A 17,213-nucleotide genomic window follows, 5' to 3' on the forward strand; every position below is an offset into this window, starting at 1 on the left:
TCTTAATATTTATATACTATGATAAGATTTCTTTTACTATTTTTGAAACAAGTTTTCCATCAGCTCTACCTTTTACTTTAGGCATCAAAGCTCCCATAACTTTTCCCATATCTTTAGGACCTTTAGCACCTACTTTATCAATAATTTCCTTAACTATCTCTTTGATTTCATCTTCAGAAAGCTGCTTAGGCAAATAGTTAAGTAAAATTTCTATTTCAGTTTGAGCTTCCTTTACTAAATCTTCTCTGCCACCTTTTTTAAATTCTTCTATGGCATCTCTTTTTTGCTTTAGCTGTTTTGCAATTATGTCGATAACTATTTCATCATCAACTTCTTTTCTATTGTCAACTTCATATTGCTTTATAGCTGCTCTTATCATAGTTATAGTTGATTTTTTAATTGCATCTTTTTCTTTCATTGCAGTTTTTAAATCCTGCATCAATACATCCTTGAGGGACATATTTTTCACCTCTTTAATTTAATAACTTCTTCTTTTTCTCTTTGCAGCTTCTGCCTTTTTTTTGCGTCTTACACTTGGCTTTTCGTAATGTCTTCTCTTTTTAACTTCAGACATAACTCCAGCTTTAGAACATTCTCTTTTAAACCTTCTAAGAGCATGATCTAATGATTCATTTTCTCTAATTCTAACCTGTGACATAAAACTTCCCCCCCTCCTCTGGTTAAATATTGCTACATTGCTGTGTCTATAGCAATCTATTGCTATAAATCACAGAGGAGTAATTATTACCTTGCTATTATACATTAAACTTGCAAACTTTGCAATATATTTTAGCCTGGAGGCCATTGAAATTGTCTGCCACCTATTAAATGGAAGTGAATATGATCTACTGTTTGTCCTCCTAAAGCACCACAATTACTAACTACTCTGTATCCCTCATCTGAAATACCAAGCTCTTTAACCATTTCTCTTATCTTAATAAAAATGTGAGATATTACATCTGCATTTTCATTATCTATATCGTTTAACGAAGCTATATGATTTTTAGGTATAAAAAGCACATGAACTGGTGCTATAGGATTTATATCTTTAAATGCAATTATTTTATCATCTTCATATACAATTTCAGAAGGTATTTCCTTATTTACAATTTTACAAAAAACACACTCAGACATTATTATAAACACCTCCTTTTCCTAAGTATTATTATTCAACAAATATTATTAAAATCCTTCTATTTATTTATTATTTCTCCAATTATTACATCTTTTTTAATTTTTTTGAGTTTTACTGGTATTATTTTCCCTACAAAATCTTCATTTCCCTCAACCGCAACATTTATATAATTTGTAGTTAGCCCAGTAATAATATTTTTATCATTATTTAATCTGTCTTCAAACAGTACATCTAAAGTTTTATCTATAAATCTTTTTCTATATTTTAGCATTAAGTCATCTGCTATTTTTATCATTTTTTCGCTTCTTAAATTTTTAATGTTAGGATGAACTTGATTTTTAAATTTAGCAGCCGGTGTACCTTTACGCGGCGAATATTTAAAAACGTGGATTTGACTAAAATTAATCTCTTTGACAAATTTACAAGTAGTATTAAATTCTTCATCAGTTTCACCCGGAAAACCTACAATAATATCTGTAGTAATTGCTATATCTGGTATAGCCTTTCTTAAGTTTAAAACTATATTTCTATATTCTTCTGTAGTATATTTTCTGTTCATTCTCTTTAAAGTCTCATCGCATCCACTTTGAAGTGAAAGATGTAAATGATTACAAAACTTGGGCAGTAACTTTATTTCTTCAATAAATTTTTCTGTTATTAAATTTGGTTCTACAGAACTTAGTCTTATTCTCTCTATTCCTTCTACACCATGAACAGCTTTAATTACATCAATTAAATTTTTATCTTTTAAATCTTTTCCATATGATGCAATATGTATCCCAGTAAGTACAATTTCTTTAAATCCATTTTTTGATAATCTCTTTACTTCTGATATAATATTTTCAAATTTCCTGCTTCTTACTGGTCCTCTTGCATAAGGTATAATACAATATGAACAAAATTGATTGCATCCTTCTTGTATTTTAAGAAATGCTCTCGTCTTGCCTTTTATTTTTTCTATTGAAAGTTCTTCAAACTCATCAATTTTCATTATATTATCCACATGATTTGCTTTTTCATCGATATCAATTGCTTCTATAAGCTCTACTATTTCATTTCGCTTATTTGTACCTATAATTAAATTTACACCTTCTATTTTTAAAACTTCTTCAGAAGCAGTTTGAGCATAACAACCTGCTACAACTATTTTAGCTTTAGGATTTTTCTTTTTAGCTCTCCTTATGAATTGTCTGGATTTTCTATCACTTAAATTAGTAACTGTACACGTATTTATAACATAAATATCTGCAAATTCATGACTATCTACGACCTTATAACCTCTTTTTTCAAACAATTCAGCCATTGCTTCAGTATCATATTGATTTACTTTACAACCTAAAGTATAAAAAGCTACTGTTTTCACTTAGTTACCTCCCAAATCGCCTAATTCATATAATATCACACTCAATGCAACTAAACCTGCAGTTTCTGTTCTCAATATTCTAGGTCCTAATGTTACAGGTTTTGCTCCCCAATTAACAGCTTCTAAAATCTCTTCTTCTTCAAATCCACCTTCTGAACCTATTATAACTGCTATATTTTTAAATTTTCCACTTTTTTTTAACACTTTTTTAATTCCAACGCTGTTTTCTAATTCATAAGGTATTATAATCAAATCATAATTAGAAGCAATTTTTTCAATATCAGAATATTTTATCACTCTACCTACCTTAGGTATTATACCTCTTTTAGACTGTTTTGCAGCTTCTAGCGAAATTTTATTCCATCTTTCTAACTTTTTATCTTCGGATTTTACATCTTTTATCTTTGCAACGCATCTTTTAGATATAACAGGAATTATATCTTTAACTCCTATTTCTACACATTTTTGTATGATTAATTCCATCTTACTTCCTTTAGGTATAGACTGAAAAAGTGTAATACTTATTTCCGGTTCACTTTTTGATACCATACTGTTTAAAATTTTACATTCAATTTCATCTTTATTTATTTCTCTTATCTCCGCCAAATATTCTCTTTTCTCTCCATTACATATTTCCAAAATATCTCCTTTGTTAAGCCTTAAAACTTTACTAATATGTTTTATGTCATCTCTATTATTTATAAATAGCTTTTTTTCATCCTCTAATATATTTTCTTTTCTGACAAAAAATCTATTCATTTTTATCGCCAACTTTAGCTTTTGATAAAATAGCGGCCCATTCTCCTTGTCTTTCTATGGAAATAATCTCTAATCCATTAGCTTCTAACTCTCTTTTTACTTCATCTATCTTGTCGAGTATAATACCAGATGCAATAAATACTGAATCTTCTTTCATAAATTTTTTTATATCTTTTACTAATATTTTTATTACCTCTGCTATTATATTAGCTACAATTATATCTGCTCTTCCTTCTACAACTTCCATTAGATTACCATGCCTAATATCAACTACATTTTCCACAGAGTTTACATAAACATTTTCTTTTGAAACCTTAACTGCTACTTCATCTAAATCTACACCTATTACTTTTTTAGCACCAAGCTTTGCTGCAGCTATTGAAAGAATACCACTTCCACAGCCAATATCATATACTGTACTGTCATTTTTAACATACTTTTCTAATGCTTTTATACACATCATAGTCGTTTCATGAGTTCCTGTTCCAAATGCCATACCGGGATCTAACTCTATTACTTTTTCACCTTCTTTAGCTTCATATTCTTCCCAAGTAGGTTTCACAACAATCTTTTCGCCAATTTTTTTAGGTTTATAATACTGTTTCCAAGCATTTGCCCAGTCCTCTTCATACACATCTGCTACAGTTACTATTTCATCTTCTTTATTTTGCAAATCATCAGCTAATTTATGTACAGATTCTTTTATAAATTTTATTTTATCGTGCAAATCTTCACTATCAGGCAAATAGCCTTTTACTATAACACCTTCATATTCAAAATTTAAAATTTCTTCATCAAAATAATCCCAACTCGATTCATCTCTGTCAAATAAATTTATATCATTTGGATCCTCTATAACTACACCACCAACACCTGCATCATATAGTATATTTGCCACTATTTCAACATGTTCTGAAACAGTCTTTATTTTTATTTCATGCCATTTCATTTTTTTCCCTCCAAGGTTATGATTATAGATTTTATTATAACCCAACTATTTATTTATTACAAAATATTTTGCTCATTATATACTTAGTTTTAAAATAAAAACTCTTATAAGCAAATATCTATATAAGCAGAAGTCACCTAGTCATAAACTAGGTGACTAAATACCAAATACATCTTTTACTTTATCGAAAAATGTCTTTCTCTGCTCATGAACATCTTCGCCCATTTCTTCTGCAAATTTCCTTAATAATTGTTTTTGTTTTTCATTAAGTTTTTTAGGAACTTCTACGATTACTTTTACATATTGGTCTCCTCTACCATAACCATTTAATATTTGAACACCTTTACCTTTTAATCTGAAAACAGTGCCACTTTGAGTACCCTCTGGTATTTTATATTTTACTCTACCATCTAATGTTGGAACAATTATTTCATCTCCAAGTGCTGCTTGAACAAAAGTTATTGGTATTTCGCAAATTACATCATATCCATCTCTCTTGAATATTTGATGAGGAATAACATCTACAACGATATATAAATCACCCCTAGGTCCTCCATTTACACCGGGTTCTCCTTCACCTCTTAAGGTAATTACTGAACCTTCATCTACTCCACCCGGTATTTTTACATTTATCTTTCTCTTTCTTCTAACTTTACCTTGTCCATTACAATCTGTACAAGGTTTTTCTATAACTTTACCTTCACCATGACACATATCACAAGTTTTTACATTAACAAACTGTCCGAAAGGTGTCCTTTGAGAAAATCTTATTTCCCCTGTACCATTACATTTTGGACACGTTTTAGATGAAGTTCCCGGTTTTGCTCCTGTGCCACCACATGTTTTACACTGTTCATATCTATAAATTTCAATTTCTTTGTCTACTCCAAATGCAGCTTCTTCAAATGTCAAACGTACATGAGTTTTTATATCTCGACCTTTTTGAGGCCTATTTCTTTTTCTGGAAGAAGAAAAACCTCCACCAAACATATCAAATATATCTCCAAAAATATCTTCAAAGCCCCCAAAGCCTGAAAAACCTCCATTAAATCCTCCACCAAAGCCACCTTGAGCGTTGCCATTTACTCCTGCATGACCAAATTTGTCATACATAGCTCTTTTTTCTTTATCACTCAAAACCTCATAAGCTTCATTTATTTCTTTAAACTTTTGTTCTGCTTCCTTATCACCCGGATTTCTATCTGGATGATACTTCATAGCTAATTTTCTAAAAGCCCTCTTTATTTCCTTTTCGTCTGCATTTCTATCTACTCCTAAAATTTCATAATAATCTCTTTTACTCACATTTTTACCGCCTTTCTTTTTTAGGTTTGTGAGTATCTTTCACACAACCATAAGGCACCCGCTCGGGTGCCTCATAATTACTTGTCATCATCTACTACTTCATAATCAGCGTCTACTACATTTTCATCTTTTTTTGAACTATCTGCATTATTTTCCTCAGTAGCATTTGCTTGTGCAGATTGTTGAGCTGTCTGCTGATATATTTTTTGTGATAAAACATGGAAGGCATTTGTTAATTCTTCAGTACCTTTTTTAATTTTTTCAGTATCATTTTCTTCTAAAGCTTTTTTAAGAGCTGACAACTTATCTTCTATATTTTTCTTTTCATCAGCAGATACTTTATCTCCAAATTCTTTTAAAGCTTTTTCTGTTTCATATACAAGAGTATCTGCTTTATTTTTTGCCTCTATCGCTTCTTTTCTCTTTCTATCTTCTTCTGCATATTTTTCAGCTTCTTTTATTTTACGTTGTATTTCTTCCTCACTCAAATTAGTAGAAGCTGTAATAGTTATTTTTTGTTCCTTACCTGTTCCTAAATCTTTAGCTGATACATGAACTATACCATTAGCATCTATATCAAAAGTAACTTCTATTTGAGGTACTCCTCTAGGAGCTGGAGGTATACCAGTAAGTTGAAATCTTCCAAGAGTCGTATTATCTGCTGCCATAGGTCTTTCACCTTGCAACACATGAATATCTACAGCTGTTTGATTATCTGCAGCAGTAGAGAATATCTGACTCTTTTTAGTTGGTATAGTTGTATTTCTTTCAATTAACTTTGTAAATACTCCTCCAAGTGTTTCTATACCCAATGAAAGTGGTGTTACATCAAGTAATAATAAGTCCTTAACTTCACCAGTTAAAACTCCTGCTTGAATAGCTGCCCCTAAAGCTACACATTCATCTGGGTTAATTCCTTTGTATGGTTCTTTATTAATTAAGTTTTTAATAGCTCTCTGCACAGCAGGTATTCTTGTTGAACCGCCCACTAATATAACTTTATCAATATCTGCTGGTGTTAAGTTAGCATCTTCTAATGCTCTTTTAGTAGGTTCTAAAGTAGCTTCAACTAGATGTGCTGTTAACTGCTCAAATTTTGCTCTGGTTAAATCCATATTTAGATGAAGTGGTCCTGATGCTGATGCAGTAATAAAAGGAAGATTTATATTCGTAGTTTGAACTGTTGATAATTCTTTTTTAGCCTTTTCTGCTGCATCTTTTAATCTTTGCAATGACATATTATCTTGACGCAAATCTATTCCATGTTCTTTTTTAAATTCTTCTGCTATATAATCAATAATTGCTTGGTCAAAATCATCTCCACCAAGATGATTATTACCGCTTGTTGCAACTACTTCAAATACCCCATCGCCAAGTTCCAATATTGAAACGTCAAATGTACCTCCACCAAGGTCAAAAACAAGTATTTTTTGATTTTCTTCTAATTTATCTAAACCATAAGCCAATGAAGCTGCCGTAGGCTCATTTATAATTCTTCTTACATTCAAACCTGCAATTTTTCCAGCATCTTTAGTAGCCTGTCTTTGACTGTCTGTAAAATAAGCTGGAACTGTTATAACTGCATCTGTTACTTTTTCTCCTAAATATGCTTCTGCATCAGCTTTAAGTTTTTGAAGTATCATAGCTGATATTTCTTGAGGTGTATATTCTTTATCATCTATTTTAACTTTATAATCAGTACCCATATGTCTTTTTATAGAAATTATTGTTCTATCAGGATTTGTAATTGCCTGTCTTTTTGCAGTTTCACCAACTAATCTCTCTCCATTTTTTGCAAAAGCCACAACTGATGGTGTAGTTCTATTACCTTCTGCATTAGGAATAACAACTGGTTCTCCACCTTCAAGTACAGCAACACATGAGTTAGTAGTTCCTAAGTCAATTCCTATTACTTTACCCATTTTCCATCCTCCTTAACAGTTTATTTTAGTATACTTCTAAATTTTAATTTGCTCATCAACTTAATAAATAATATGTAATATATAATCAAATCTATTTTTCTATTTTGCAACTTTTACCAAACTAGGTCTAATAACTTTTGAATGAAGTTTATAACCCTTTTGAAATACTTCTATGATTGAATTAGATTGTTTATCTTCACATTCTTCCTGCATTATAGCATGATGACAATTTGGATCAAACTCTTTTCCAAGGCAGTCAATTTCCTCTAATCCATGCTTTTGTAAAACATCTTTAAACTGTTTATATACCATTTCTATTCCATCTCTCAATCCTTTATTATCTTCAGCATCTTCCGCTGACTGCAACGCTCTTTCCAAATTGTCAAGTATCGGTAAAATATCTACAATAATTTTTTCACTTCCATATTTATATAAATCACTTTTTTCTTTTTCAACTCTTCTTTTAAAATTTTGAAAATCTGCTGTTATTCTCAAATATTTATTTTTATATTCTTCAATTTCTTTTTTATATTTTTCTATTTCTTCTGATTCATCTTTATTATCTTCTCTCTCTTGACATCCTATACAATTGCCATCTTCATTTTTTACTTTTTCTGTTTCTTTTTCATCTGCTTCACTATCAATATTATTTTTTTGATTTTCCTTATTTTCTTCATCTAAATTTTCCAATATATCTTTTTCTTTATCTAAACTCATTTAACCACCCACCTAATAAATTAAATTTTCTAGTAAGCATAAACTCCTGCATCAGCACAAACACCTGATGCAGGATTAATAATTCTTATTTAATATATCAGTCAAAATTTTGGTAATATACTCCATAACAGGTATTATTCTAGCATAATTCATTCTAGTTGGACCTATAACTCCTATTTTCCCTATCACTTTTCCATTTAATTTATATGTTGCAGTTATTAAACTGCAATCTTTAATTTCTTCTAAATTATTTTCTCTTCCTATTTTGATAGTAATATCTTCTTCATAATTATCTTTCAAAGCCTCATATAATAAATCTTTCTTTTCAATAGTAGATATAAATTGCTTAGCTTTATTTATATCTGTATACTCCGGTAAATTAAATATATGAGCTAAACCATCTAAATATATCTCTCTATCGTCTATTTCTTTAAGCGTATTTTTCAGTGTCAATACCAAAGACTCTATAGTATTCCCGTATTCTACAATTTCATTTTTTAAATTTAAAATGACATCATCACTTAATTCATCTATACTAAAACCTTTCAATTGATGCTGCAATAAATTGCTAATTCTGTCTAAAACATCTTGTGAAGCTTCTTTTATCCTCAACAGTACATTTTTAACTATACCAGTATTAGATACGAGTATTAATAACACTTTATCACTATCAACTTTAACTAACTTAATATTTTTTAGCTTACTCTTTCTAAACTGCGGTGATAAACTCAAAGAAGTCAGATTAGTTATATGTGATAATACTTTTGATGCCTGTTGTACCAAATCTTCTATTTTATTTATTTCATCCAGTAAAAGCTGCTTTATAATCAATTTTTGTTTAGCAGCTAATTCATAATGTTTCATAAGCACATCAACATATAACCTATAACCTAAATCAGATGGTATTCTTCCAGCAGAAGTATGTGGTTGAACTAAATATCCTAGTTCTTCTAAATCTGACATTTCATTCCTTATAGTTGCCGAACTGATACCTAAATTATATTTCTTGGCAATAGTCCTTGACCCAACCGGCTGAGCAGTAGTTATAAAATCATCTATTATAGCTTGTAAAATTTTAAGTTTTCTATCAACTAGAGTCATATTACCACTCTCCATTGTTAGCACTCTCCGTTGATGAGTGCTAAACTTTTCTGTTTTTAAATTAACACTTAATTTTAATTTTGTCAATATATTTTTTTTATTTTCTTTAATTTAATTCATTATAAAATTAAATTTATCATAGTTTAAAATACATATATCTAACTTGAAATATTTAAAAAGGCTGTGCACTAAATAATTAGTGCATAGCCTTTTTAAACTTAAACTTTTGCCATGGTTTAATATAATCAATCAAAAACAATTCTTCATCTACAATCTTCCCAACAACATTTGTCTTTCCGCTATTCTCCATATCCTTTAATGCAATTTGAAGCTCTCCAGCATATCTATCATAAAGAGAACTTTCGATTAAAATATCACCTCTTTTTATAGGTTTTGGATTAAACAATTCAAATTTGTGCCCTTTATATTTTATTCTACTTTGTGTAGAGCGTATCATATACTCAGAAACATCTCCTCTATTAAAGTGTAATTCTTCCAAAACAATTTTCTTTTCTAATTCTGGAACGTTATCATTAAACTCGACTGTTAGTTCAAGTATATTTCTATCCAAATTACCAAGAATTTTTAATTCTTCTTCTGATGCAAAACAATTGGCTATTATGACATCATCTATTAAATCTGTATTGAATAAATCTTTCGCCTGAACTTCAATAGGTTTATTTCTATGTTCTTCAAGAGTACATAATCCTTCATTCACATGCCACGGTCCAAATGTTGCATTACTTGAAGAAATAAATGCAGCAGTTCTTATGCCATATTCTTTAAACTGTTTAGAACATTTTATAAAATGCTCTCTCGAAAGCCCTGTATATCTGTGGGGATAAAAATTATGGCATCCAATTAAATTTTCTTTATTTGGAAGATAAGTGAGAATATTATCAAGATATTTAGTTCCATTACTTATATTAATTTCGATTTTTAGTTTATGTTCATTAAAAGTCATCAAACTCTCTTCAATTCCTGAAAAACCAATATCTAATCTTATTCCTGCCAAATTCAATTCATAAAAAAATTTTAAGTTTTTGAAGCTAATATTAAATCGTTTAAATACCTCTGGACTTACATCAGCTATAACCTCCATACCTAAACTCTTTGCATAAGTAACAACTTCTTTAAAATCTCTAATAATCTTATCTATATCCCCTTTAGCTGATATAAGGCATGTAAAAACTCTTGTAAATCCGTATTTTGCTGCCAAATACAAATATGATTTGTTTTGTTCTACACTTGCATTCTCTGGATATATAGAAACACCTAATCTTCTCATTTTTTCCTCCTAAATTATATTTTGATAATAAAATTATTTGTTACTCATTTTCATATACATATCTATAAACTCATTTGCAAGATCTTTAACAACCATTGCATTCATCAAATGATCTTGAGCATGAATAAGTAATAGTGATATATCATGTTTTTGACCTTGTGCTTCAGCATGTATTAGATTTGTTTGCTCCCTATGTGCTAATTTAAGCTTTTTCGATGCTTCTTCAATACAACTTTTTGCTTTATCAAAATCTCCATTTTTAGCATAGACAATTGCCTCCATACTTGAACTTCTAGCATCTCCACTATAAGTTATTATTGAAAGTATTGTCATCTCAGAAACCATAATTTATCGCTCCTCATCTTTTATTTGAACTGTGGTAAATAATCTTTGTTTTGAACAAGTATATCATTCAATATTTTTTTTGCAATTTTAACTGAAGGAATTAGAGGATTTGCTGTTAATGCCATCAAAGCAGTATAATAATCTCCTGTTACACCAGCTTCTACTGTTAAAAGCTCATATGTTTTAACTTGTTGAATTAATCCATTTATTTTTATAGGTAGTTTTCCAAAAACAATTGGTTTAGCTCCTGCTTTGCTAATCACCGAATTAATCTCTACTACTACATCATTAGGTAAATTTGAAATAGCTCCATTATTTCGAACGTTAACTGTATGAATTTCTTCTTTATCATTATATATTGCATTTATCAAAGAAACTGCTGCATCAGAATAATATGCTCCTCCTCTTTTTTCAAGTTCTTTTGGCTTTTCATCAAGACTTGGATTTTTATACTTTTCAAACAGGTCTTTTTCAATTTTCATTACTTGCTGTGCTCTAGTACCTTTACCACTCTTTAAATCTTCAATCTCTTGTTCTAAAATCTCTTCTGTCATATAAAAATATCTATGATAAGGACATGGAAGCATTCCTAATGCATATATAAAATCCTTATCCCAGTTAAGATCAGGAATGTTATTCATATTTATAGATGCAGTATCACTTAATTTTTCTAAAACGGTAGAAGTTATATTTTGCCCATCTAAATATATTTCTTTACCATAAACCATATGGTTAAGACCAACAAATTCTATTCTTACACGCTTACTGTTAACATTAAGTATCTTTGCAACATTATTTACTATTCCAATAGGTACATTACACAAACCTATAGCTTTTACTTTTGTATATTTCAAAACTGCTTCAGTAATAATTCCAGCTGGATTTGTAAAATTTATCAACCATGCATTTGGAGATAATTCCTCAATATCTCTGCATATATCTAAAATAACTGGTATTGTACGAATTGCCTTAGCAAAACCTCCTGCTCCTGTTGTTTCTTGTCCAATAACATTATATCTTAAAGGAATTATTTCATCACTTGCTCTTGCATTTAGTCCACCTACTCTTATCTGTGTTATTACAAAGTCAGCATCTTTAATTGCTTCTCTACGATCCAAAGTTATATGCACTCTAGTTTTTAGTCCTGCTTTTAAAAACATTCGTCTTGCTAATTCTCCAACTATACTAAGTTTCTCTTTGCCTTCTTCTATATCAACTAAATATATATCATCTACTGGAAGTTCCTTAGCTCTAATAATAAATCCTTCTATTAATTCTGGGGTATAACTACTTCCTCCACCTATTACTGCAACTTTTAAGCCTTCATTCATCATCATCACACCTCACAAAACAAATTTCATAAGTAAATACTTTACATGATATTTTTAATACTTTATTATCCTTCTTTTTTTGAAAAATCCAAACCGAAAAGACATAAAATCTTCTCGGTTTTATTTAGCAGTACTCTCCTCTTTTTTAATATTAGTTTCTCCTCTTGCCATTTTATCTGCTAAGATTACAAACGGTAAATATATCATTACAGCTACTGCAAAGTTCACTAATGCTAATAATCCTCCAGCTATACTTCCCCCTGTCGCTAAAAAACCACCAATACCAACAGGAGTTGTCCATGGCATTACAACATATGTTGGAGGTACCAGTCCACTAGCAGTCGCAATATAAGCGATAAGTGTTAAAACTCCTGGAACGATAATAAAAGGAATAAATAAAATCGGATTAAGAACTATAGGTAATCCAAATATTATAGGCTCGTTAATTTGAAAAATTCCTGCTGGAGCAGCTAATTTTGCAACTGTTTTATAATCTTTTCTCCTTTTAGAAGCAATGAATATTGCTAAAATAAGTGCTAATGTAGCACCAGAACCACCTAAATGTATATAAGCATCGAAAAAAACTCTTGTAACTATATTAGGTGCTTGTAATCCCTGCTGTATAGCACTTGCATTTGCTTCTAAAGCAGGTAAATACAATGCATTCATTATTGGATCCATTATATTGGCTCCATGTAACCCAAAGAACCAGAAAAGATTTATAAGCATAGCAAAAAACATAACAGAAAATATACCTTGGCTAAATCCTTGTAAAGGCTTTTGAATTAAATTTAAAACTAAATCATATAAACTATTCCCACCTAACTTATCTATTAAAAATGCTAAAATCCCAAGCGCATATACAGCAATCAAACCTGGAATTATTGCTGCAAATGCTCTTCCAACTGCTGGTGGAACATTATCAGGCATTTTTATAACGATATTCTTTTTCATAAGCCTAACAAATATTTCTGTAGTTATAATAGCTACTATTATAGCAGTAAATAAACCTGTAGCATTCAAATATTCCCAATAAATATAACCCCAACCAGCATCTCCATGAACTTGTGGAGTTACAGCTAAAAAAGCTCCTGCAGAAATTAATCCTGCTGCAAGTGCATCAGAACCATAACTTTTAGCTAAATTATATCCAACTGAAAAAGCTATTAATAAACTCATTACTGCAAATGTTCCCCACCAAACATTTCCATTAATCGCAGAAAGTATGTCAAGTACAGGTATCCATTTGAAAACAGTTTGATTTAATAATACTGCAAAAGAACCTGCTAGAATTAAAGGCATAATACCAACAAAACCATCACGAATAGCTACTAGATGTCTTTGAGACCCTATCCTAGCAGCTACTGGCACAAAATGTTTTTCCATAAAATCAAAAAACCTTTTCATATGAATCTCCCTTCTTATATTTTTATAACTTTATTTAATAAGTTATAAACATACTAGATCAACTGCTCAATTAATTTATTAATCTTAATGCATCTTCAAGAACTGCCTCACCATTCATTGTTCCATATTTAACACTATCAATAACAGCAACTGGAATGCCTTTTGGTTCCATCATCGTTTTCAACTTATTTAATAAAAATCTAACCTGCGGTCCTAAAAGAATAACATCTACATCACTATGATTTTTTATTTCAGCCTCAGGTATTGCAAAAATTTCAACTTCAATATTTCTATTTTGTGCCGCTTCCTTCATTTTTGTAACCATTAGGCTAGTTGACATACCTGCAGAACAGACAAGCATAATTTTTTTCATAAATAAACCTCCTCACAATTATTGTTTTTATTTCTATTATCGAAATAAATACTCTCATAGTAGCATTTTCCCTAAGTAAACAAATATAAAATGTTGAATACGTTTTCTTTATCCGCTTAATAAAACTTCATCACATCCTTTCTTAATAATTTCTAATTTATATCCTTTGGTCTTACATGTAATCTATATTTTTATTTAAAACTATAACTAACTGATTTTAAAACTGTTTCCCTCCTTTCATTTTTCATACACTCTTTATATAAGCATAAATAATGCCAAAGTAATTATTTTTTTAATTTCTCTTTCAATTAATTTTAAATTTTATAAAAAATTAGATTTTAAGCCGGTTTCCAAAACAAAATATTTTTTGAAATTTTTTTGAAAAATTTTTGTATTTATTTTTATAAATAAAAATAGTGTGTAATAAACCTACACACTATTTGCACACTTTACACAATATCTTATTTTATATATCCTCTCTATTTAATAGAAACATTTTACAAATATACGCTAATTCATTTTCATCAATTTCAATATTATAGTTTTTCTCTAATGGTTTTAAACAATCTTTTATAAGAATAAGTTCCCTGCTATACTGATTTTTATATTCCTCTAAATTATAAAACTTTACCTCTTTTCCACCACCACACAATTTATCAATTAAAAAGCTTAAATGTAATATAATTCCTATTTTTACTTCGTCTACTACTTGTACATTTAATTTTCTCTGAATATCATCTATAACATATCTTAAATGATCTATAATTTTTCTACCGTCAATATATATCATATGTTCTTTTAATGATTTACCAATATTTAAATACATTTCCTCTTCCTTTACTATATCCACAATTTTCTTTATTCCTTCTCCATTTAACACTTCAGCTGCTGATATAAATTGTATTCCATCTAAATGAATATCTATAGTACTTATAATAGCTAATATCTTATGTTTTTCTTTATATTGTTTAATTTTGCACAAAAACTCTTTTCTATCCAAAATATTCAGTGGAATAATTTCTATACTATCCTTTTTATATAATTTTTCCTGTATAATTCTCTTTAATCTTTCAGAAGCACCTTCTCCCGTAAAACATGCAGTGATTATTATATTTTTTCTATTTATATCATTTGTTATATCATTTGTTCTTTCAATAGATTTATTATAAAAATTCATTTCTCTACAACTTGTATATATTTCATCAATCTCACGACCCAAAACTGCTTTCCTACATGCATCTATAACCATAGGTGTGCTGACCATATCTACAGTTTTTACAATTATACCTGTTTCTTCGTAAATCATATCTCCAAAGTTAGTAAGAGAACCCATATCAACCATTAATATTATACCTTTTCCTTTATGCATTTCTTTTACATGCTGTTTTACAATTTCATACATATCTTGAGGTTTCATACTAAGAGGCATATCCAAAGCTTTTGCATGCTGTATCCCCACCAATGTATTAGCTACCTCAACCATACTACTTGCAGTAGATTTTCCATGCATAATTACTAAAATTCCTACTTTATCTTCTTCTTCATCTTCACTGTCCAGAGTATTAGATGCTAAAAACATAGCTAAATAACCTATTTCATCAAGAGGTGTTTCAATATTAAACTTATCATCGATAATTTTAGCTATTTCCATTGCAACTAAAAATTCATCAGGATAATCAACTCTAATCATATTTAATTTAGGATGATAAATTTCATTACCATTTTTAAGTCTTTCTATACATCCATGAAGATGGAGAGCTAATCCAAAATATATTTTTTCATCATATTCTTTTTCAAGCCTTTTACTAGCAAAACTTAATATTTCTTCAACTACTTCCAAAATCTCTATGTTAACTATTTCTAGTATTTCTTTCTTTTTTATATTCAATGAAAAATTTTTAATGTATTTTTGAAAATGACTTTCAATAGCTAAGTTAATAATATTGCTTACCTCTTCATCTTTTACTCCTGTATTTTTCAAATCTTCAAGTTTTTTTTCGATTATATCATAGAAACCTTCATTATCATTATATTGATAATTTATTTCATATTCTTTATCATCCTTATAATAGAATCTTAAAATATCCCCTTTTCCTTTAAAAATACAGTCAATATCTTCTCTGTTTTGTTTAATCTTCAATAGACCTCTTTTCACATGTTGAGGAAGATCTGATTGAGTTATTAGTATGTATTCTTCTTGCCTTGATTTATAATTTACAAATGCTTTAGCACATGCCAATTGTATATCACTCTTAAGTTGACCAATATTATTAGGACAATCATATAAAAGCAATGAAATTAAAGAATTTTTATTAATATAAATACTCTTCCCTATTCGTTTTGATTCCTCTTTAATAAAACTTTCAATTAAATTATATCTCTCCATTATTCCCTTATCCTTTAGTGAAGGAAGAACAATAGTCATAGGTATTCTTCTTGTAAATGTCTTAAGTAAATATGATTGGGGGTCTTCAGTTGTAGCAGCAATAATACGTACATTTACATAAATAACTTTTTCCGTTTCTCCTAATGGTCTAAAAAAACCTTTGTCAATATATGTAAATAACATTTCTTGTCCCTGAGGCGATAAACGATGTACCTCGTCAAGAAATAATATTCCAGAATCAGCCTTTTTAAGTAAACCTTCTTTATCTTTGTCAGCTCCAGTATATGCTCCCTTTTTCACTCCGAAAATTTGAGCCATAATTAATTGAGGGTTTTCAGCATAATCTGCACAATTAAAACGAATAAAAGGAGCATCTTCTGGAATTACTTTCGCTTCTTTTGCAAATTGATACATTAATTCTGCAAACATAGACTTACCTACTCCTGTTTCTCCTAAAATCAATGTATGAAGTCCATTTGGAGGATATAAAATTGCTGCCTTAGCCTGCTGAATAGGAGTTCGAAGACTTTGCTGAGCTCCAATAATTTTATCTAGACTATTTTTGCTTTCAACAGTTCTTTTATAGATTGATTCTGACTTTATAGCTCTATAAAGCACAGGTCTTCCATTAATTTTCTCTACTCTATGCTTTTTATATAACTTATTTAAATATCTACTAATGTTAGCTCTATCGGCACCTAAAACTTTACTTATTTCGCTTGCAGAAATTCCTCTTCTTTTTTTTTCTTCTAGTTCAACCAAAATCTCATAAACCTGATCTATCTTATTCATAACAATCCCTCCGGATTAACTCTCTTATTGAGTTAATTAC

16 protein-coding genes are annotated in these 17,213 nt (G+C 29.6%); all 16 read right to left on the minus strand.

All coding sequences use genetic code 11. The features are described from left to right. Positions 1-16: 16 nt before the first annotated feature. Entirely contained in the window at positions 17-460 is a 444-nt protein-coding gene (locus BUA90_RS02330) for a GatB/YqeY domain-containing protein (RefSeq protein WP_072965790.1), read from the minus strand. 18 nt (positions 461-478) lie between these two features. Next, positions 479-658, minus strand: coding sequence for a 30S ribosomal protein S21 (gene rpsU, locus BUA90_RS02335; protein WP_072965791.1), 180 nt, complete (start codon positions 656-658; stop codon positions 479-481). A 131-nt stretch (positions 659-789) separates the two neighbouring features. Further along, a complete protein-coding gene (locus tag BUA90_RS02340) occupies positions 790-1,134 on the minus strand; it encodes a histidine triad nucleotide-binding protein (protein WP_072965792.1) in 345 nt (114 codons plus the stop codon). Positions 1,135-1,193: 59 nt separating this feature from the next. Further along, positions 1,194-2,498: a tRNA (N(6)-L-threonylcarbamoyladenosine(37)-C(2))-methylthiotransferase MtaB gene (gene mtaB / locus BUA90_RS02345; protein WP_072965793.1), complete on the minus strand. Its 1,305-nt coding sequence runs from the start codon at positions 2,496-2,498 to the stop codon at positions 1,194-1,196. Beyond that, positions 2,499-3,257 carry a 16S rRNA (uracil(1498)-N(3))-methyltransferase gene (locus tag BUA90_RS02350; protein WP_072965909.1) on the minus strand — a complete coding sequence of 253 codons (759 nt, stop codon included), beginning with the start codon at positions 3,255-3,257 and terminating at the stop codon, positions 2,499-2,501. Next, the gene (prmA, locus tag BUA90_RS02355; protein ID WP_072965794.1) at positions 3,250-4,206 is read right to left on the minus strand and encodes a 50S ribosomal protein L11 methyltransferase; all 957 of its coding nucleotides are present in this window, start codon (positions 4,204-4,206) and stop codon (positions 3,250-3,252) included. Before prmA ends, BUA90_RS02350 begins: the two co-directional genes overlap by 8 nt. Before the next feature lie 156 nt (positions 4,207-4,362). Then, the gene (dnaJ, locus tag BUA90_RS02360) at positions 4,363-5,511 is read right to left on the minus strand and encodes a molecular chaperone DnaJ (protein ID WP_072965795.1); all 1,149 of its coding nucleotides are present in this window, start codon (positions 5,509-5,511) and stop codon (positions 4,363-4,365) included. A gap of 77 nt (positions 5,512-5,588) precedes the next feature. Continuing rightward, positions 5,589-7,433, minus strand: coding sequence for a molecular chaperone DnaK (gene dnaK, locus BUA90_RS02365; RefSeq protein ID WP_072965796.1), 1,845 nt, complete (start codon positions 7,431-7,433; stop codon positions 5,589-5,591). Between the two features lie 99 nt (positions 7,434-7,532). Continuing rightward, entirely contained in the window at positions 7,533-8,150 is a 618-nt protein-coding gene (gene grpE / locus BUA90_RS02370) for a nucleotide exchange factor GrpE (RefSeq protein ID WP_200793467.1), read from the minus strand. 75 nt (positions 8,151-8,225) lie between these two features. After that, complete coding sequence (gene hrcA / locus BUA90_RS02375; protein WP_242945021.1) at positions 8,226-9,266, minus strand: heat-inducible transcriptional repressor HrcA; 1,041 nt, start codon at positions 9,264-9,266, stop codon at positions 8,226-8,228. 181 nt (positions 9,267-9,447) lie between these two features. Beyond that, on the minus strand, positions 9,448-10,539 hold the full coding sequence (locus tag BUA90_RS02380) for a DUF871 domain-containing protein (RefSeq protein ID WP_072965797.1): 1,092 nt from the start codon (positions 10,537-10,539) through the stop codon (positions 9,448-9,450). A 33-nt stretch (positions 10,540-10,572) separates the two neighbouring features. Then, on the minus strand, positions 10,573-10,884 hold the full coding sequence (locus BUA90_RS02385; protein ID WP_072965798.1) for a PTS sugar transporter subunit IIA: 312 nt from the start codon (positions 10,882-10,884) through the stop codon (positions 10,573-10,575). A gap of 20 nt (positions 10,885-10,904) precedes the next feature. Beyond that, positions 10,905-12,215: a 6-phospho-beta-glucosidase gene (locus BUA90_RS02390; RefSeq protein WP_200793468.1), complete on the minus strand. Its 1,311-nt coding sequence runs from the start codon at positions 12,213-12,215 to the stop codon at positions 10,905-10,907. 120 nt (positions 12,216-12,335) lie between these two features. Continuing rightward, entirely contained in the window at positions 12,336-13,622 is a 1,287-nt protein-coding gene (locus BUA90_RS02395; protein WP_072965800.1) for a PTS sugar transporter subunit IIC, read from the minus strand. A 70-nt stretch (positions 13,623-13,692) separates the two neighbouring features. Then, a complete protein-coding gene (locus BUA90_RS02400; protein WP_072965801.1) occupies positions 13,693-13,995 on the minus strand; it encodes a PTS sugar transporter subunit IIB in 303 nt (100 codons plus the stop codon). A 466-nt stretch (positions 13,996-14,461) separates the two neighbouring features. After that, positions 14,462-17,173 carry a sigma-54-dependent transcriptional regulator gene (locus BUA90_RS02405; protein ID WP_072965802.1) on the minus strand — a complete coding sequence of 904 codons (2,712 nt, stop codon included), beginning with the start codon at positions 17,171-17,173 and terminating at the stop codon, positions 14,462-14,464. Positions 17,174-17,213: the final 40 nt, after the last annotated feature.

This window comes from Caminicella sporogenes DSM 14501 (genome assembly GCF_900142285.1).
Classification (GTDB): Bacteria; Bacillota; Clostridia; order Peptostreptococcales; family Caminicellaceae; genus Caminicella; species Caminicella sporogenes.